The sequence below is a fragment of the Pseudomonas sp. CH235 genome (assembly GCF_004368175.1).
Lineage (GTDB): Bacteria > Pseudomonadota > Gammaproteobacteria > Pseudomonadales > Pseudomonadaceae > Aquipseudomonas > Aquipseudomonas paraglycinae.
In genome coordinates, this window is sequence record NZ_RRZJ01000011.1 from 121,535 (window position 1) to 141,201 (window position 19,667).

A 19,667-nucleotide genomic window follows, 5' to 3' on the forward strand; every position below is an offset into this window, starting at 1 on the left:
GTTAGTGGGCGACAGCCGCAGCGCCGTGTTCGTCGATCAACGCACCGTTGTGGAAACGGTCGATGGAGAAAGGTGCGGCCAGCGGGTGCATTTCACCCTTGGCCAGACTCGCGGCAAACACGTTGCCCGAGCCAGGAGTTGCCTTGAAGCCGCCGGTGCCCCAACCGCAGTTGAAGAACATGTTCGGTACCGGGGTTTTCGAAATGATCGGGCAGGCGTCCGGCGTGGTGTCGACGATGCCGCCCCACTGACGGTTCATGCGCACCCGCGACAGCACCGGGAACATCTCGACGATGGCCTGGATGGTGTGCTCGATCACCGGGTACGAACCGCGCTGGCCGTAGCCGTTGTAGCCGTCGATACCGGCGCCGATCACCAGGTCGCCCTTGTCGGACTGGCTGATGTAACCGTGCACGGCATTGGACATGATCACGCTGTCGATAATCGGTTTGATCGGCTCGGACACCAGCGCTTGCAGCGGGTGGGATTCGATCGGCAGACGGAAACCGGCGAGCTTGGCCATGTGCCCGGAGTTACCGGCGGTGACCACACCGACGCGTTTGGCGCCGATGAAGCCCTTGTTGGTTTCAACACCGATGCACACGCCGTTTTCCTTGCGGAAACCGATCACTTCGGTCTGCTGGATCAGGTCCACACCGAGGGCGTCGGCGGCACGGGCAAAGCCCCAGGCCACGGCATCGTGACGGGCCACGCCGCCGCGACGCTGAACGGTCGCGCCCATCACCGGGTAGCGGGTGTTTTTCGAGCAGTCGAGGTACGGAATTTCGTCCGCGACCTGCTTGGCGTTGAGCAGTTCGCCGTCGACGCCGTTGAGGCGGTTGGCGCTGACCCGACGCTCGGAATCACGGATGTCCTGCAGGGTGTGGCACAGGTTGTAGACGCCGCGCTGGGAGAACATCACGTTGTAGTTCAGGTCCTGAGACAGGCCTTCCCACAGTTTCATCGCGTGTTCGTACAGGTGCGCCGACTCGTCCCACAGGTAGTTGGAGCGAACGATGGTGGTGTTGCGCGCGGTGTTACCGCCGCCCAGCCAGCCCTTTTCGACCACGGCCACGTTGGTGATGCCGTGCTCCTTGGCCAGATAGTAGGCGGTCGCCAGACCATGCCCGCCGCCACCGACGATGACCACGTCGTAGACCTTTTTCGGGGTAGGCGTGCGCCACATGCGCTGCCAGTTTTCGTGGTGGCTGAGGGAGTGTTTGAAGAGGCCGAAGCCCGAATAGCGTTGCATAGTCATGTACTCCAGAACGCTCAGCGATAAACCGGGAAGTCAGCGCACAGGGCCGAAACCTGCTGGGCGACGTTGGCCTCGACATCGGCATCGCCGAGGTTGTCGAGGATGTCGCAGATCCAGCCGGCCAGCGTCACGCACTGGGTCACCTTGAAGCCGCGAGTGGTCACCGCCGGGGTGCCGATGCGCAGGCCGGAGGTCACGAACGGCGACTGCGGGTCGTTCGGTACGGCGTTCTTGTTGACGGTGATGTGCGCGCGACCGAGGGCGGCGTCGGCGTCCTTACCGGTGAGGCCCTGACGGATCAGGCTGACCAGGAACAGGTGGTTGTCGGTGCCGCCGGACACTACATCGTAGCCACGTTTGATAAAGACGCTCGCCATCGCCTGGGCGTTGTCGATCACTTGTTGCTGATAGGCCTTGAAGCCAGGCTCCAGTGCTTCCTTGAAGCACACGGCCTTGCCGGCGATGACGTGCATCAGCGGGCCGCCCTGGGCGCCGGGGAATACCGCCGCGTTGAGCTTCTTCTCGATTTCTTCGTTGGCCTTGGCCAGGATCAGCCCGCCACGCGGACCGCGCAGGGTCTTGTGAGTGGTGGTGGTGACCACGTCGGCGTACGGCAGCGGGTTCGGGTACAGACCGGCAGCCACCAGACCGGCGACGTGAGCCATGTCGACGAACAGCAGCGCACCGACCTTGTCGGCGATCTGACGGAAGCGCGGGAAGTCGAGGGTTTTCGAGTAGGCCGAGAAACCGGCGACGATCATTTTCGGTTTGCACTCGACGGCCAGACGCTCGACTTCGTCGTAATCGATCAGGCCGGTCTTGGTGTCGATGCCGTACTGCACGGCGTTGTACAGTTTGCCCGAAGACGAAACCTTGGCGCCGTGGGTCAGGTGACCGCCGTGGGCCAGGCTCATGCCCAGAATGGTGTCGCCCGCTTGCAACAGGGCCAGGTACACGGCGCTGTTGGCCGAGGAACCGGAGTGCGGCTGGACGTTGGCGTAATCGGCGCCGAACAGCTGCTTGGCGCGCTCGATGGCCAGGGCTTCGACCTTGTCGACGTGCTCGCAGCCTCCGTAGTAGCGCTTGCCCGGATAGCCTTCGGCGTATTTGTTGGTCAGGCCGCTGCCTTGCGCTTCCATCACGCGCTTGCTGGTGTAGTTCTCCGACGCGATCAGCTCGATGTGATCTTCCTGACGTTGCTCCTCGGCATTCATCGCCGCCAGCAGTGCATCGTCGTAACCCTGGATCTGGTCTTGCTTGCTGAACATCGCGTCTCTCCCAGCGGCATCTGTGCGCCATTCGTCTCGGTAAGGCACGGCGTTCAGCCAATGCCCTTTGATGCGATGGTATGGCCGGCGCAGGGAGGTCAAATGCCTACGGACGCCACGCAAAGGTGCGTTTACGACATGGCGGCGGCGACGGACTCAAACAAGTAGCTGGCGCAAGGCCAGAAGAACCATGAAATGCGCGGGATAGAGCGCATACGCCCAGCGCCGCATGGGTGGCGCGTGGAGGTAAGTGGCTTGTCGCAACAGGAACATTCCGAGCAGTGGCGCGATCAGGCAAGTCACAATCCCGAGGATGGCGACAATGTTGCCGAACTGCGCGGATTCGTAGAGCGTCCGCCATTGATTCGCGGCCAGACACAGCAGGCCCGGCAGCAGGCTGAAAAACCAGGGTTTGCGAAACACCAGCAACATCGCCAGCGGCAGCAAGACGCCGAACAGACCGAACATCAGTCGCTCCGGAAACAACGCGGCCACCAGCAAAGCACTGACGCCGAGCAGTCGCGAAATCAGCGCTGGATCCTGCCAGCCCCGCGCCACCAGCAAGCCCAGCGCCAGCGTGGGCATCACGTTCAAGGTGTCGGACTCGGGAATGTACAAGCGGTAGGGAATCTCGCTGAGCAGGCTGAACAGCAGCAACCAGCCCAGATAACGCCATTCGGTCTTGCGCGCGCCGTCACGGGCCAGGTTCGCCGCCATCGCCAGACAGAACCACGGGAATGCCAGCCGTCCCGGCCCATACAGCCAATCGGCGCTGATCCCGACATATCGCAAGTGATCGAGCAGCATGCTCAGCAGCGCCAGCCACTTGAGCAGATCGAGTGCGCCGTCGCGCCGGCTCAGGTGCATAATCGGCTCGCATCCTTGTAAAGTTCTGACAGCGACATCCCGTGTGCTCCCCGGATGATCTTCGGTACAGTGCGCACCATCATTGACCCCACGAAGCGCCACAAGCGCCTCGATCACGGAAGCCGGCCATGACCGACAAGAGCCAACAATTCGCCAGCGACAACTACTCCGGTATCTGCCCCGAAGCCTGGGCTGCCATGGAACAGGCCAACCACGGCCACCAGCGCGCCTATGGCGACGATGAGTGGACAGCACGCGCCTCCGATTATTTCCGCAAGCTGTTCGAGACCGACTGCGAAGTGTTCTTCGCCTTCAACGGCACCGCCGCCAACTCCCTCGCGCTGTCGTCGCTGTGCCAGAGTTACCACAGCGTGATCTGCTCGGAAACCGCCCACGTCGAAACCGACGAATGCGGCGCTCCGGAATTCTTCTCCAACGGTTCGAAACTGCTGATCGCCGGTACTGAAAACGGCAAGATCACCCCGGCCTCGATCCGCGAAGTCGCGCTCAAGCGCCAGGATATCCATTACCCGAAACCGCGCGTCGTGACCCTGACCCAGGCCACCGAAGTCGGCAGCGTCTATACCCCGGAAGAAGTCCGCGCCATCAGCGACACCTGCAAGGAACTGGGCCTGAACCTGCACATGGACGGCGCGCGTTTCTCCAACGCCTGCGCATTCCTCGGCTGCTCGCCGGCGGACCTGACCTGGAAGGCCGGCGTCGACGTGCTGTGCTTCGGCGGCACGAAGAACGGCATGGCGGTGGGTGAGGCGATCCTGTTCTTCAACCACAAACTGGCCGAAGACTTCGATTACCGCTGCAAACAGGCCGGGCAACTGGCCTCGAAAATGCGCTTCCTGTCGGCGCCGTGGGTCGGCATCCTGGAAAACGACGCCTGGCTCAAATACGCCCGCCACGCCAACCACTGCGCGCAACTGCTGGCCGAACTGGTCAGCGACATCCCGGGCGTGGAACTGATGTTCCCGGTCCAGGCCAACGGCGTGTTCCTGCAACTCTCGGAACCGGCCATCGCCGCCCTCACCGCGCGCGGCTGGCGCTTCTACACCTTCATCGGCAAGGGCGGCGCCCGCTTCATGTGCTCGTGGGACACCGAGGAAGAACGCGTACGCGAACTGGCACGCGACATCCGCGAAGTCATGTCGGCCTGATCGCCTCCTCCTTGATCGTTCCCACGCTCCGCGTGGGAATGCCTCCCGGGACGCTCCGCGTTCCTGCCGCACCACTGATGTAACGCCAGGCACCGTCATGACGCGGAGCGTCAAAGGCTGCATTCCCACGCGGAGCGTGGGAACGATCGGCGATCAGGCTCCCTCCCGTTTCAGCTCCATCGACTACATTGTCTGTCGAGCCATCGCTCACATAACAATAAGCAGGAGCTTGCGCATGTCGCTAAAAGGCAAAACCTTGTTCATCACCGGCGCCAGCCGTGGCATCGGGCGCGAGATTGCGCTGCGGGCTGCACAGGACGGGGCCAATATCGTGATCGCGGCCAAGAGCGCCGAGCCGCACGCCAAGTTGCCCGGCACCATCCACAGCGTCGCCGCGGAAGTCGAAGCGGCCGGCGGCAAGGCCCTGGCGCTGCAACTGGATGTGCGGGATGAGGAGGCGGTGCGACAGGCGCTGGCCCAGGCCAATCAACATTTTGGCGGGATCGATGCGCTCGTGAACAACGCCGGGGCGATCAAGTTGACCGGTGTGCAGCACATCGAACTCAAGCGTTTCGACCTGATGCATCAGATCAACACCCGCGCGGTGTTGCTGTGCAGCCAGGCCGCCCTGCCCTATCTGAAGAAGTCCTCCGGGCACATTCTCAACCTGTCACCGCCGCTGAATCTGGCCAGCAAATGGTTCGCGCAATACAGCCCCTACACCGTGACCAAGTACGGCATGAGCATGCTGACGGTGGGCATGAGCGAGGAATTCGCCAACTATGGAATCAGCGTCAATTCGCTGTGGCCGCAGACCATGATTGCCACGGCGGCCATCGAGTTTCAGCTGGGCAATCGGGAGTCGTTCAAGCATGCGCGCACGCCAGCGATCATGGCGGATGCCGCGCATGTGATTCTGAGCAGCAGCGGGCGGCGGATTACCGGGCGGTTGTTGATTGATGAAGAGATCTTGCGCGAAAGCGGCGTGAGCGAATTCGACCACTATCGGTTTGAGCCGAAGAGTGACGCGAAATTGATGACGGATCTGTTTATCGACTGAGCATTTTCAGAATCGACCTACACCAGGACCTACATAAACCAAACAGACTTCGCCATAGACTGCCTGCTCCGTTTTCGAGGAGTGCTGACTATGGCGAACCCTGCCTACATGACCATTACCGGCAAGACTCAAGGCCTTATTTCAGCCGGGTGTTCGACCCCGGAATCGGTCGGCAACAAATACCAGAAAGCCCATACCGATGAAATCATGGTGTTCGCCTTGAGCCATGAAATGCGCCGCGACAACAACCTCGGCAAAGCCGTCCACCAACCGGTCATCATCACCAAAGCGGTCGACAAATCCTCCCCCTTGCTGGCCCAGGCGCATTCGAACAGCGAAGAACTCGAATGCACGATCAGCCTCTACCGCACTTCGCCCCAGGGGCAGCAGGAAAAATTCTATTCGATCACCCTCGACGGGGCGGTTCTCGCTGAACTGTCGCAGGATGTGCCGCACGTGATTCTGCAAAATGATGCCCAGCCTCAAGAACAACTGGCCATTCGTTACCGCGGCATCAGTTGGGTACACCACATTGCGGGCACCACCGGCCATACCTCGTGGGGCAGCCAGGATTGAACCCTCGACCACATGATCCCTGCGGCGTTGAGGATGCCGCAGGCAACCTGCTCGGCCAGGCGCTGACCGCCAGTGCTCGCCATCTGGCGTTCGGCATCGCGCGGGTGCAGTTCAATCAACAAGTCGCATATTTCGCCAAGCACATCACCGATGAGGTTGCCGCCGGACGCCTGACTCCGGAGCAGGGAATCCTTGCGCTTGTGCAGGAACAACACAACCTGCTGAACCAGTCTCGGATCCTGCAGCAAAACAGGCACGGAGCGATCACCGGCACGGCCAAGGCACGACGCTTGTCGATGCTCCCACAGCCTGCAGCAACTCCCGATCCGGAACGTCTGCTGCGGGCCGCCCACCAGCAGAACCTGAAAGTGACACGCCCGAACTCAGCCCCGCCCTCCTCTCCGCGTCCGGTCAACGACTTGCGAATGGTTCCCCGCGAGCATTGGCCGCAGGAGCTGCCGGCGCCCGCAGAGCCGGGGTTCTACATCGTGCCGAAAAGCGTGTCCGCCGAGAAACTACAGGCGCAACTGTTTCCGTCGCCCAACCCGAATGTCATCGCCAAATTCAAAAGCCTGAATCCACTGGAGGACGTGGTGAAGGCCGGATCGATGATTGTTCTGAGTGATCCAGACAATCAGCAATGCACTTATGAAGAATCACTGCTGATGGAAACCGCGCACATCGTCAGCATGGCGCTGGCGCCGTTGACGGTGGAAGAGGCGGACTTTTTTGCCCAGCACTATGAGGTCATCAGAAGGACGCTTTCAGATGGGTCAAAAGTTATTGGGGTTGGTACTGCCATGGCGGCTAATCATCTGGATGGCATAAAAGCCGCTTTGAAAGACATTGAGGCATTGCATATCAGCACTATCGAGACCAATGGCAGCCTGAACTCAAAAGCATTCAAAAAGCGGCGCGCCGAATTACTTCAACGGCTGGACGGACAGCTAACCGGATTGACGAAGAAAGTCATTGGCCTCCCTGATCACCCAAACCTCAAGATCGCTCTAGGAATCGAGCATCCGCACCTGGTGCACCGCTGGAGGAAGGCTGGCGGCATCGGCCAGCCGCCCGGGTACGCCACTCACATTCAAGGCGTGGTGAAAGCCTCGCAATACGTAAAATATGGCGGATGGATTGGTACGGCCGTGGCTGGCGGAGCCTCGGCAATGAAGGTTCAGGATGTCTGTACGAACGAGAACGCCGAGGAGTGCGAAAAGATTAAATTCACCGAAACCGGAAGTTTTCTGGGTGGAGCTGTCGGTTCTGCTGTAGGTGCAAGCACGGCCTCCACCATTTGCGTAGCACTCGGGGTATCCAGTGCAGGAATCGGTGGGGCACTGTGCGGGATCGTGGTTGCGGGAGCCGGATCCTTTACGGTCGGCTATATGGGCGAAAAAGGCGGCGAAATCGCCGGTGAATTGATTTACGAGAAAACCCGATGAGTTATGAAACTGCAAGAGATGCCTTTATCATTCTAAACATCATAAACGTCGCCGCACTCATAATAATCAACTGCATCGTTTTATATATCGCAAAAACAAAAATAGAACTAATAATGAACAGCCTTCAAAACAGTTCGATCGCCGGAGGCCTTATGATGCTATGGCATGGAGGCGTGCGGGGGCGGATCTACATGATGGGGGAAATTTTTAGCTTCCTGAAACGTCCAGCAATCTACCTTTACCAAGGGAAACTGAGCGCAAAAGATATTAAAAATTTTCCGCCAGACTTCAAACGCACGCTACTTACACTATATAAATATCAGAGAATTTCCGGCTTAACTTTTTTGCTCTTTGGACTTCTCGCCGCATTAGAGATTATTTAAAAACAGCAACTAATGACTTCATACGATCTCCCCTACGAGAGATCGCCCCCAAGCCTGCAAACTGAATTCAATATTCGATCCGAACATCCCCCTTCGGCACACTGCAGCAAGAAAGAATGTACCCCTCCGCCTCGTCGTCCTCGGTGATCCCGCCGTTGTGATCCATCTCCACCTCGCCGCCCAGCTTGAGTACCTTGCACGTCCCGCAGATCCCCATGCCGCAGGCTTTCGGGATCATCAGGCCGACCTTCGCAGCCGCCGCATGCACGGTCTCGCCCGGCGCAACACGGATGCTCTTGTCCGAAGAGGTGAATTCCACCAGGTGCAGATCCGCCGCCGGCACTTCCGGTGCTTCCGCTGCCTGTTCGGCCTGCTCCACCGCATCGGCGCGGGCTTCCGGTGGCGTGGCGCCGAAGGATTCCTCGTGATAGCGCTTCATGTCGTAGCCGGCGTTTTCCAGCAGGCGTTTGACCGCCGTCATGTACGGCGTCGGGCCGCAGCAGAAGACTTCGCGCTCGAGGAAGTCCGGCACCATCAGTTCCAGCATCTTGTGGTTGAGGTAGCCGCGATAGCCGGCCCACGGCTCGCCCAGCCCATGCTTTTCGCAGATCAGGTGCAGGCTGAAGTTGTCGATCCGCGACGCCATGTGTTCCAGCTCGCGGTGGTAAATGATGTCTTTCGGTGAGCGAGCGCTGTGAATGAACGTCATGTCGACGTTGCCGTTGGTGTCGTAGAACCAGCGCGCCATGGACATCACTGGTGTGATGCCGACACCACCGCTCAGGTACAGCACTTTCGGGCTCGGGAAATCGATGGCGTTGAACAGCCCGACCGGGCCGTGTACCGCCAGCTCCTGGCCTTCATGCAGCGTGTCGTGTAGCCAGTTGGACACCTTGCCCCCCGGCACGCGCTTGATGGTCACCGAAAAGCTGTACGGCACCGACGGCGAGCTGGAGATGGTGTACGAACGCATGATCGGCTGGCCTTCGATTTCCAGCTCCAGGGTCACGAACTGTCCGGGCTTGAAGAAGAACAGGATCGGCTGGTCGGCCATGAAACAGAAGGTGCGCACATCCCAGGTTTCCTGGATGACTTTGACGCAACGGACGATGTGTCGGCCATTGGCCCAGGTCTGGGTGGTGACCGGATTCAGGAAGCTGTTCGACATGCTGTTCTCCACGGCCGACTGTCGGCCTTCATGTGGCGATTCTGCGTATAGCGCGAACGCCCCGTTTACCTATCCGCGACATTCACATACTTATCGCGACCAGCCCCCAACCACCGGGGGTTGCGCGTCGGGAACAGATTGCACCATGTCGCCCATGGATAAGGTTCCGGGCAGCGGCGGCCCCACACTCGCCCCAACACAAACAGATTCTTTACACCTTGCGTAGCACCCCTTAGCCGCACACCCGATCAGCCACTTTCGCGGCCACGCAGATGGCCTTGAGGATTACATCGATGGACACCGCAAAAATCAGCCTGGGCGACCCGCTGGAACCCGCACGCAAGGCCACCGCACAAATGCTGCAGGAACGCGAGCGCACCTACTCCCTGCCGCAGCCGTTCTACAGCGACGAGCGGCTGTTCGATATCGACATGCAGGAGATCTTCCAGAAAGAGTGGTTGATCGCCGGCATGACCTGCGAAATCCCGGCCAAGGGCAACTACATCACCCTGCAGATCGGCAAGAACCCGATCATCGTGATTCGCGGCGCCGAAGGCGTGGTGCACGCCTTCCACAACGTCTGCCGCCACCGAGGCTCGCGCCTGTGCACCAGCGACAAGGGCAAGGTCGCCAAACTGGTCTGCCACTATCACCAGTGGACGTATGAGCTGGACGGTCGCCTGCTGTTCGCCGGCACCGAAATGGGCGCCGACTTCGACATGAAGCAGTACGGCCTCAAACCGGTGAACGTGAAGACTGCCGGCGGCTACATCTTCATCAGCCTGGCGGAGAACCCGCCGGCCATCGATGACTTCCTGTCGACCCTGAACCACTACATGGAACCGTACGACATGGAGAACACCAAGGTGGCGATTACCACCACCTTGATGGAAAAGGCCAACTGGAAACTGGTGCTGGAAAACAACCGCGAGTGCTACCACTGCAGCGGCTCTCACCCGGAACTGTTGAAAACCCTGCTGGAATGGGACGACGTCACCGACCCGCGTGCCGATCAGGCGTTCAAGGATCACGTCGCCGCCTCCGCCGCTGCCTGGGAAGCCGAGAAGATCCCTTACGCCCACGCCAGTTTCGGCCTGCGCAACCGCATCGTGCGCATGCCGCTGCTCAAGGGCACCGTGTCGATGACCATGGACGGCAAACAGGGCTGCGCCAAACTGATGGGCCGGATCAAGAACCCGGACCTGGGCTCGATGCGCATCCTGCACTTGCCGCACTCGTGGAACCACTGCATGGGCGACCACATCATCGTATTCACCGTGTGGCCGATCAGCGCTCAGGAAACCATGGTCACCACCAAATGGCTGGTGCACAAGGATGCGGTCGAAGGCGTGGATTACGACGTCGAACGCATGCGCAAGGTGTGGGACGCGACCAACGATCAGGACCGTCGTCTGGCCGAAGAGAACCAGCGCGGGATCAACTCCACCGCGTACCAGCCGGGCCCGTACTCCAAGACCTATGAGTTCGGCGTGGTCAATTTCGTGGATTGGTACAGCGAGCGGATGCTGAGCAATCTCGGCGCCGAGCCTGCACCGTACCTCAAAGGCGTGCCGGTCCAAGGCTGATTGCATCTGACCGATCGTTCCCACGCTCTGCGTGGGAATGCAGCCGGGGACGCTCTGCGTCCCAAAAGCGGACGCAGAGCGTCCATTGAGGCATTCCCACGCGGACGGTTCGACGCCTCGACGTGGGAACGATCATGGCGTCCTTATAGCAACCGCATCATTGCGATGACCACCTTACCGAGCCATCCTCCCCGATAAACTCCTCGAAAATCTCCTCCCCCACCAACCTGATCTTCGCGTACCCATTCAACACCCGCAGCGGATAGTCCGGATCGTTGGCATCCTGCGTCTCCGAAAACAGCACCCGCGAATGCCCGTTCAGTTCGCTGGTGGTGCCATAGGGAATCGCTCCATGCCCGGCACAGCGCGCATGCAGCCCACCCTGCGGCGCATAGACGATGCCATTGTGCAGATGCCCCCAATACCAGTAATCCGGCTCACGCCCCAGCGCATCGCACACCGGTTGATACAGCGCGGTCTTGTTGTGCCCGGTGATGTCGAAGCCCTGATGGTGGCTGAGCACCATGAGTTTGTTGCGTTTGGGCAGACCTTTCATCCACTCGATCTGCGGCTTGTTCAGGGTGCCATCCATGTACAGGTTCATGACGTCCGAGGCGTACGCCGTGTCCAGTCCGACAATCAGCCAGTCGTCGTTGATCAGGGCAAAGTAGCTGGTGCCCTGCTGCCCCGGAAAACGCGCGGCCAGTTCCTTGAAATAGCCGTGGGCGCCGCTGTACATCTCGTGGTTGGAATTGAGGGTGAACGAACCATGGGTGCCCATCGGCCAGCCCGCCATGTCGGTGTCCTCCTGAGAGTGGGTGCCGGCGTAATAAACATCCCCCAGGTGAATGGTGAAATCGGCATTGGCGAGTTGCATCTGGTTCGCCACCGACACCGCCGGCGCATGGCTGTTGAACGGCCCGGTGCCCCAGTCGCCGGCAATCGCCAGCGTCACTTCGCGATCCATTTTCACCAGCGCCGGATCGGTGCCGAAGGTCGCGTGATGGCGCAGGTTTTCGATCCACTTGAGCAGCGCCTCGCTCCACAGCAGATCCAGCAGCTCCCACTTGCGACAGCCCAGCAGCGTGCCGTCCTTGAGCACCTTGGTCTGCAGTTGATCGGGCGATTGCGGCAGCGGCGTCGCGTTGCCGATACGCAGGATTGACAAACCGTGGGCCAATTCCCATGGCACCGCCGGCTCGTCGTCCGGCAACTCGCCGTGCTTGAGCACGTATTGCGCCTGATCGTGACCGCGCTGGAGCAACTTGATGATGGCCTCGAATTCCTTGGGTTCGAGTTCGCTGATGAGCTTCATCCAGGCCATTTCGATGCGCGTGAACAAGCCGTGCAGGCGCAGCTTGACCTTGTCGTATTCGTGTTTCAGATGTCCGACCGCTGACATGGCGTAATCCTCTATCCGTAAGGGTTCACAGGGTTTTCATGAATTCGATCAGCGCACGCTTGTCGTCGTCCGACAGCGTCGTGCCGTACAGGTGACCGCTGTTGTGGTTGCCTTCCAGGCGCGTGTCGTACGTGAAGTCCGCCGAGGCTTTGGCCTGGGCGCCGCTGGTGACGAAGCCGACGTTGACCGGGTCGTAGACATCGGAGCCGGTGATGAACACCTGCGGACGTTTTTCCGGCGGTTGCAGCAAGTCCCACAGGGTCGGCACCGAGCCGTTGTGCAGGTACGGCGCGCGCAGCCAGATGCCGTCGGTGGGCGTGTTGCTGTAGCTCTGGGTCTTGCGGTAGGCACCGAAATCGAACGGCGGTTTCTTGAAGGTGTGGAAGGCCGCCACCAGCCCGGTGGTGAACGAGTTCAGCCGGTGCTGATCGGTGCCGAGCTGGTCGATGTTGGTGGTGACCTGCCCGGTGTCGACGCGACCGAAATCGTGACAACCCGCGCAGTTAGCCTCCCACACCGGTTTGCCCTGAGCTACCTTGGCCTGATCCAGTGCCCACGGCCACGCCGGCGCCTTGTGCCCAAGCAGCCAGTTGGTCACCCGGTTGAAACTCGGCGGCAGCACCGATTCCGGCGTCGCGCCCACGGCCATCGCAGCCGCGTAGTTGCGCTCGTGGATCTTGTTGTTATTGCCGTCCCAGTGCAGGTACATCGATTCCCGGGGTTTCTGGTTCCACACTTGCGGCAGGTCGACGGTGCCGATGGTCGAGTCATCCGGGAAGCCGAACACCACCATTTTCGTCGGGTTGAAGGTGTCGGTGCGCCCCGGTCCCTGTTGCGGGCGCAGCTTCTGCCAGGCGTAGGCCTGCTTCTGTTTGAGCAGCGCGGTCTTGGCCATCGGGATGATCAGGTAGCGGTTGTAGAGCTTCTCGAAAAAGCCCAGCTGGAACTTGCTGTTGATCGCCGCCATCACCGCGTCGGTGGTGAATTTCGGGTCGCTGGCACAATCGTAGGCGAACCACTGGAAGGCTTGCAGTTGCAGGGTGTTGGCCGGTGCACTCGGCACATTGACGGCAACGTCGCTGGCATTCGCCCGATAGGAGCCGGTATGACACAGCGCGCAGTTCGGCTCGACGGTCGGGTAGCCGATCTGTCGTTTGGCCATGCCGATCGGCAGGTCCTTGCCGTTCTCGAACAGGAAACCGAAGACTTCCCAGCCACCGGGTTTCGGCAGTTTTTCCGGGCACATCTGCGGCAGCACGGAGAACAGGTAATACGGAATTCGCGCTTCGATACCGAGACCGATGGCGGCGTATTTATAGTGATCTTCGTCGGAGGCGTAATCCTGCTCCGGCACCACGCGCAGCATCTGATACCAGGTCTGGTAACCGATGAACGCCAGCAGCGCCACCACGACCAGCGTGCCGACCTTGAACGCGTGACTCTGCCACTGCCGCGCCCACGCTGCGCGCCATTCGCGCCAGCCGTCACAGAGCAGCGTCAGCGGTCGGTTTTCAGGGGTGGTGCCGAGGTACAGCAGGATGCCGAGGATCAGGAAGAAACTCAGGTCGCCCATCAACATCGGTACAAACACCGAACCCTGGCTGCTGGTGTTGATCAGGTAGATCCAGAACGCCACGGCGATCAGCCGTGTCAGCACGCACAGCCAGGAATGCACCACGTAGCGCGGCGCGTTGAAGCCCGACGGCATGTAGAACACGCTGATGCCCACCAGCAGCATCCCGGCGTTTTCCAGCCACGGGTCGGAGAGTTGCGGCGGCAGGCCGACCACCGATGTCAGCAACCCCGGCGCGAACAGCGCCGGGATCGCGAACACCATGTTCATGGCAATGCCGAGCCAGATGAAGCGTTGAAACCAGCGGATGTAGCTGTCCATATCAGTTCCCCAGATCGTTCCCCCGTCGAAGCGTCGAACCGTCCGCGAGGGAATGCATCTCGTGACGCTCCGCGTCACAAAAGCGGACGCAGAGCGTCCATGCGGCGTTCCCACGCAGAGCGTGGGAACGATCGACACGATCGGGGGCTATCCGAGGGCCGTTTTCTCCAGGTGTTCAAGGATGATCGGATACACATCGACCACCGCGTTCTTGCCGAACATGCAATCGATGTGGCCGTAACCCGGTACCACATGCCGGCTGTAGCGCTCCGGCCCGTGCTTCTCGCAAACCCGCTGATAGGTCTTGAGCGTGCTTTCCGGCAGATAACACTGGTTGTCGGCGCCGCTGATGAAACAGATCGGCATGGTCAGCCGGTCAAAGTGCGGCATGTACACGTCGTGCCCTTTGAAATCCACCAGATGCCCTTTGCGTACGATCAGCGCCAGGTGCTCGAAGGTCTCGATGTTCGACTCGCCGAACAGTTCGTGCAGGTTGTCGTGCAGGGTTTCGTTGAGGGTGTCGTGGCGATACAGCGAGGCGTACATGAAGGTGATGCGGTGACACACCGGGTTGGTGCAGTAGCCCTGGGCTTCGATCCGCGCGTAGCCGTTGAGCGCCTTGTCGTAGAGCCGGTTGAACCAGTTCTCCTTGCTGTCGGCGTAGGCGGTCATGGATTTGATACCGATCGCGTCGAGCATTCCCGGCAAGTGCAGACCGGCCTTCAATCCCGTTGCGGTCGCGACCACCGTGTCGGCGGCAATCTGCGAGCAGACCACCGAACGCACGCCCTGCAAACCGGCGAGCAGCGACATGAAGAACGTGGTCGCGCCGTAGCAATGCACCACGCACTGCACGTCCCTGGCTCTGGTTTCCTGCTGGATCTGTGCGATGGCGGCCTTGAAGTCGTACTGGGCGATCTGGTCGCCGTTCCATTCCTTCTTGCTTGCCGGCAGCAGGATGCTCACCCGGAAATCCAGCAGCCACACATCGTAGTCGTGCTTGCAGAGAAACTCCAGCAGGTTGGTCTGGATCGTATCGGTCGAGAAGATATTCGAGCCCACACCCAGACCATGCACCAGCATCACCGGGCCTTTGCTGCCGGCCTGATAACGGGTCAGGCGCAACTGCACGCCGTCTTCAGTAGGGAAGAAATGCACGGCCGGCGTCGGTGCATCCAGTGGCCGTTTCAGCCGTGGCGGCGCGTCGGGATTGAAGTATTTGTCACCGGCAAACACCCCGCCATAACTCTCCCAGAGAATCCCGGCGAAGAACTTGCCGAACCGCGCCAGCCCTTCGATGCGCTCACGCTCGTTGCGCGCATTGAGGACTTTCATGGTGGTCATCTGCTTGGCGAAATCGGTCGGTTTGATGTGCATCACCCCGGAGCCGATCACCTCACCGGACTTGTCCGGCCCGCGATACAGCGTCACGTAGAGGGTGCTGGTGTCGTGCCAGATATTCAGCACGCCGTTGTCTTCCGGCACGGTCTTGAAGGCGCTTAAGAAATAGTCGTGGCCGTCCTCGGCGGTCAGCTTCATGTCGTACTTCATGTGGCGCGTGTCGACCTGCTGCTCGAACTGCTCGAACAGATTGAACACACCGTTGCTGGCGGTCAGCGGTTCCGGCGACAGCGCCGGGGCGATCACCGTGCCGACGATGGTCGCGGCGTGTTCCGGCTCCTTGATCATCCGGTTGAGGTCGTTGGCGGTGATGGTCAGGGTGAAGTCGATCGGCGAGTTGTCCACCTCGCCGCGTTTGGCGGCCGCCTCATAAACCTTGAGGTCGGTGCTTTGCGCGGCGGTGAAGGCGCGGGAGAAGTAGCCCTTCATGGTTTCGGTGAACTGCACGCCAAGGGTCGGCGGCGCGGTCTGTTTGCGCGGCGCCGACGGCAGCGTGTAGTCGATCGTCCAGCCACGATCAGCGGCCAGCAGGCCCATGTTGCGCTCGCTCACGGCGGAGATGGTCAGCAGCGGATTGACTGCCAGTGAGGTCGGGATCACTGCGCCGTCGGTCACGTACAGGTTGGCGTAGACATCGGTGCCACTGGCGCCACTGAACACCTGGCCCTTGTGGTTGACCACGCCTTGCGCGGCGTCTTCGCCCATCACGCAACCGCCCAGCGGATGCACCGAGACGATGCTGTGCTTGAGCAGCTTGGTCCAGATCGGATTCTCGACCCAGATCCCGCCCAGGGCCTTGGTGCTCTGGTACAGCCGCTCGTTGCCGATCTTGAAGTTTTCCTGCTCGCCGACGCCCGGCCAGTCGATGCGCAGTTGATCCTTGCTGTCGAGGACCATGCGTCCCTGGCCGCTGTCGTGGCTCATGATCAGGTAGGTCTGCAGGTTGTGCAGCGCGCCGTGATACGGGCCACGCAGGAAGCTTTCGGCTTCGCGCTCCTTGTACTTCACCTTGCCGCTGAAGCTGTCGTCGGTGGGCTTGCCGATCATCTCGGCGAACCCGGCCATTGCCGGCACCATCGGCCGGCCAAGGGCGCCCGGGATCGAACCTTCCTCGATGACCATGCGACTGCTGCGGTCACCCTCGGTGCGCATGTCGATGATCGAGGTGATGCACGGGCCGACCGGTTGCATTTCCTTGGCCGAGTGCGCGCCGAAGCCGATGCCGTTGATGGTCTGCTCGCAGTTGTGACCGAAGCCGAGGATGTCGCCGTTGCCGCTCATGTTCTCGCCGAGCTGCCCGGACATCACCAGGCCTTTGTCCCGCGAGCGCAGCAGAATCTCGGTGGAGCCGAGGGTGCCGGCGGAGACCACGACGATGTCGGCCTTCACGAACAAGGTCGGCGCGTCGAATTTCTCGCGGCCGCTGTCGAGGTACTGGAAGTGCACGATCCAGCCATTGCCGTCGCGCTCCAGATGCCGCACCTGGGCCTGGCAGAAAATCTCCGCGCCATGATTGGTGGCGTCCGGCAGGTAGTTCATCAGCGTGGTGTTCTTGGCCTTGTTGTTACAGCCCGAAACGCAGTCGCCGCAGTGGTTGCACGGCAGTTGCTCGACGCCGACGTGGTTGAGGTTGTTGGGCAGTTTGTCGAAGGTCACGTTGATCGGCGGCTTGTAGAAGTGCGCGCCTTGCTTGAGGAAATCTGCGGATTTTTTGTTGGCATCAAGCTTCGGCAGGTTCGGCGAGGTGCTCGGGTAGGGATTGGGCTTGAGCATCTCCCGGGCCTTGGCGTAACCCTCCTTGAGCAAGCCGTCGTGGTCCTCACGTACCGCCAGTGGCCAGCGCGGATCCTGGAAAACATCGACGGTCGGCTCCAGGGAAACGTTGGCATTGATCAGCGACGTGCCGCCGAGGCCGCAACCGACCACCACGTTCTGCTGCGCGTTGACGTGCAAGTCGAACAACCCGGTGCGCGAGCCGATGTGGCCGTCCGGATCGTGCACCTGCAATTCCTCGGTCGCGGCGATCATGGTGTTGGGGTATTCGCCGGGCTGGATCTCCCGACCGCGTTCCAGCAGACAGACCTTTTTACCGGCCCGGGACAGGCGCGACGCGGCAATGCCGCCGCCGTACCCGGAGCCAATGACGATGACGTCGTAGTGTTCCTTGATTTCGCTGATGGGCGTTGCGATCCGTGTCATGAGGTGGTTCCTCTCTCAGGCAGATGGGGCAACTCTGCGGTTGCCTGCAATCAATGGGCGAACGGGCACCTGGCCTCCGGGAAATCCCGACGGCAGTACAACGGTTTGGGCAGGAATCAGGCGCTACAGACGGGCGTGCTGATTGGCGGCACGACGCAACGTGCGCTTGCGTGGCGAAGCTGCCGGCAGAGCACGGAGCGTGCAGGGATTGAGGGGTAAGCGGTGGGGCCGGGTATCCATCACGCGTTCTCCCTGAACCAGATGTGGATAAGTGAAGGCTGTCCTTGTGCCATTGCAGTGAAGACAGGCACCGGATCGAAGTCAAGGCAGCCTCTTAGAACTGTATGAAATCTGATCAATTGCCTTTTGGACTAAGCCCGCCGGGGGTTGCAGGGTTTGGCGAACAAGTTATCCACATAGACACCCACAGCTAATGGGGACAACTGTGGATGACCTGGAAAAATAATCGGGATTTTGTGAAGAAAATTCGTGACTTATCCAGAAGCAGGGTTTCCATTGGCGATTGATTGTTTTTTGATCAATCGTCTACATATCAAGGATTACGTGGCTTGTAGAGGATGGCGAACACCTTATCCACAGAAGCGCCAACAGAGTTCGGGGGTAACTTGTCGGGTGCTGTGGAAAAGCGCTGGAGGCGTTGATAAATAGGGGTTTGCGTGGGGATTGGCGGGTTAAAAGACTGAATTGAGCGTTTTTTGATCAGATCTTTGTAAGCCACGGTTTATATGGCTTGCAGCGTACAGCGAACATCTTATCCACAGAAGCGCCAACAGAGATTGGGGGCAAGTCTGGGAGTTAAGCTGGGGAAAAACTCAGAAAAAACCGCGAGTTAGGCTGGTTGTTTTTTGATCTGGGGGCTGAAGGACTTGGTTTGTATGGGGTTGGGAGAGGGGCGAACATGTTATCCACAGAGTGGTTAACAGGGATTGTGTGTAAATTCTGAGGAGTGGATGGCTTGTGACCGCTGCCCTCACCCCAGCCCTCTCCCGGGGGGAGAGGGAGCCTACGGTGGTGATCTCGCGAGGTACATCGACCTGAGCGTTTATCGTGACCTCAAGTTTTCTCAAATCTGGCGAGAGAGTGATCGAGTCTTGGCGAACCAAGGTCACCACCGGAGTCGCAGGTCGATGTAAGTGGCCGGCCCAACTCGGTCAGTCCCCTCTCCCCCCGGGAGAGGGCTAGGGTGAGGGGGCTTCTAGCGGACAACACCTTCTTCGATCAACAACTTCAAAATCGCTTCAGCACCGGCCTGCGCCGTCACACCTTTTAGTACTTGCCCACCACCCCCACTGGCCTTGGCCGTCGCCGCCTTCATCCGGTCCGCCCCGCTCTTGGCCTTGATCACCTTCAACCGTTTCGGCCGAGGCTTGGCTGGTTGCAGGGTCGCCACCGCAAGCAATTCATCATCCACCACTTCCACGTCCTCAGCCTGGAGAACGCCACGTCGCGCCGGGCCATAAGCACTTTGCCGAGGCTTGGGCGCAGCGTTATCCACAGTCGCCAGAAACGGCAGGCGCACCTTCAGCCGGCGCCGCTGCCCACGGGGCAACGCTTGCAGCACCAGTGCCGAACCGTCGTTGATCGACTCAACCTGAGCCAACCCCACCACCAGCGGCCAGCCCAGCCCTTCGGCCAGCAGGAACGGCAACATCCCCGAGCCCTCGCCGGTTTCCGCCTGGCTGCCGGTCAACACGACCTGTGCGCCAGCATCACGCAGATACTCGGTCAACGCCGGCAGCGCATCGGCGCCCGCCGGTTGTTCCAGCACATGCATCTGCGCAAGTCCCATGCCCAGATAGGCGCGCAGCGCCGGTTCCGCGATGTCGCCGGCGTGCAGCACTTGCAGGTTATCCCCTGCCAGTTGCAGGCCGAGTTCCACCGCGCGTGCGTCCTGATCGGCGCGGCGCGGGCGGCCGGAGGTCGGGTGGGCGCCGATTGAAACCAGACTGATGATCTTTGTGCTCATAACC

At 60.5% G+C, this 19,667-nt stretch carries 14 protein-coding genes; 6 read left to right on the plus strand and 8 right to left on the minus strand.

Translation table 11 applies throughout. The features are described from left to right. Position 1: 1 nt before the first annotated feature. The 3 genes from EIY71_RS14315 to EIY71_RS14325 all read right to left on the minus strand — a co-directional run bounded on the left by EIY71_RS14315 (position 2) and on the right by EIY71_RS14325 (position 3,393). Complete coding sequence (locus tag EIY71_RS14315) at positions 2-1,252, minus strand: sarcosine oxidase subunit beta (protein WP_003206307.1); 1,251 nt, start codon at positions 1,250-1,252, stop codon at positions 2-4. 20 nt (positions 1,253-1,272) lie between these two features. Continuing rightward, complete coding sequence (glyA, locus tag EIY71_RS14320) at positions 1,273-2,526, minus strand: serine hydroxymethyltransferase (protein WP_102685725.1); 1,254 nt, start codon at positions 2,524-2,526, stop codon at positions 1,273-1,275. Between the two features lie 156 nt (positions 2,527-2,682). After that, on the minus strand, positions 2,683-3,393 hold the full coding sequence (locus EIY71_RS14325; protein ID WP_134022057.1) for a TraX family protein: 711 nt from the start codon (positions 3,391-3,393) through the stop codon (positions 2,683-2,685). A 128-nt stretch (positions 3,394-3,521) separates the two neighbouring features. Here EIY71_RS14325 and EIY71_RS14330 point away from each other — a divergent pair, with 128 nt between their 5' ends. The 5 genes from EIY71_RS14330 (at position 3,522) to EIY71_RS14350 (ending at position 8,026) form a co-directional block, all read left to right on the plus strand. Beyond that, positions 3,522-4,562, plus strand: coding sequence for a low specificity L-threonine aldolase (locus EIY71_RS14330; protein WP_007959802.1), 1,041 nt, complete (start codon positions 3,522-3,524; stop codon positions 4,560-4,562). A gap of 235 nt (positions 4,563-4,797) precedes the next feature. Beyond that, a complete protein-coding gene (locus tag EIY71_RS14335; protein WP_129972201.1) occupies positions 4,798-5,622 on the plus strand; it encodes an NAD(P)-dependent oxidoreductase in 825 nt (274 codons plus the stop codon). Positions 5,623-5,712: 90 nt separating this feature from the next. Continuing rightward, positions 5,713-6,198 carry an Hcp family type VI secretion system effector gene (locus EIY71_RS14340; protein ID WP_134022059.1) on the plus strand — a complete coding sequence of 162 codons (486 nt, stop codon included), beginning with the start codon at positions 5,713-5,715 and terminating at the stop codon, positions 6,196-6,198. Then, positions 6,195-7,643 (plus strand): hypothetical protein, encoded by a 1,449-nt coding sequence (locus tag EIY71_RS14345; protein ID WP_134022061.1) that lies wholly within the window; start codon positions 6,195-6,197, stop codon positions 7,641-7,643. The genes EIY71_RS14340 and EIY71_RS14345 overlap by 4 nt, the downstream gene beginning before the upstream one ends. Next, positions 7,640-8,026: a hypothetical protein gene (locus EIY71_RS14350; protein ID WP_134022063.1), complete on the plus strand. Its 387-nt coding sequence runs from the start codon at positions 7,640-7,642 to the stop codon at positions 8,024-8,026. The genes EIY71_RS14345 and EIY71_RS14350 overlap by 4 nt, the downstream gene beginning before the upstream one ends. Positions 8,027-8,093: 67 nt before the next feature. Here the strand turns inward: EIY71_RS14350 and gbcB are convergent, their stop codons facing one another. Continuing rightward, complete coding sequence (gene gbcB / locus EIY71_RS14355) at positions 8,094-9,194, minus strand: glycine-betaine demethylase subunit GbcB (RefSeq protein ID WP_011336281.1); 1,101 nt, start codon at positions 9,192-9,194, stop codon at positions 8,094-8,096. A 293-nt stretch (positions 9,195-9,487) separates the two neighbouring features. Between gbcB and gbcA the strand changes: the two genes are divergently transcribed. Then, positions 9,488-10,780: a glycine-betaine demethylase subunit GbcA gene (gene gbcA, locus EIY71_RS14365; protein WP_085746637.1), complete on the plus strand. Its 1,293-nt coding sequence runs from the start codon at positions 9,488-9,490 to the stop codon at positions 10,778-10,780. A 157-nt stretch (positions 10,781-10,937) separates the two neighbouring features. Here gbcA and EIY71_RS14370 read toward each other — a convergent pair whose 3' ends face one another. The 4 genes from EIY71_RS14370 to EIY71_RS14385 form a co-directional block, all read right to left on the minus strand. Continuing rightward, positions 10,938-12,182: a metallophosphoesterase gene (locus EIY71_RS14370; protein ID WP_134022065.1), complete on the minus strand. Its 1,245-nt coding sequence runs from the start codon at positions 12,180-12,182 to the stop codon at positions 10,938-10,940. A gap of 25 nt (positions 12,183-12,207) precedes the next feature. Then, positions 12,208-14,076: a hypothetical protein gene (locus EIY71_RS14375; protein ID WP_134022067.1), complete on the minus strand. Its 1,869-nt coding sequence runs from the start codon at positions 14,074-14,076 to the stop codon at positions 12,208-12,210. Between the two features lie 147 nt (positions 14,077-14,223). Further along, entirely contained in the window at positions 14,224-17,676 is a 3,453-nt protein-coding gene (locus EIY71_RS14380) for a GMC oxidoreductase (protein WP_134022069.1), read from the minus strand. Positions 17,677-18,892: 1,216 nt separating this feature from the next. Continuing rightward, positions 18,893-19,663 carry an electron transfer flavoprotein subunit beta gene (locus tag EIY71_RS14385; RefSeq protein ID WP_102716762.1) on the minus strand — a complete coding sequence of 257 codons (771 nt, stop codon included), beginning with the start codon at positions 19,661-19,663 and terminating at the stop codon, positions 18,893-18,895. Between the last annotated feature and the right edge of the window lie 4 nt (positions 19,664-19,667).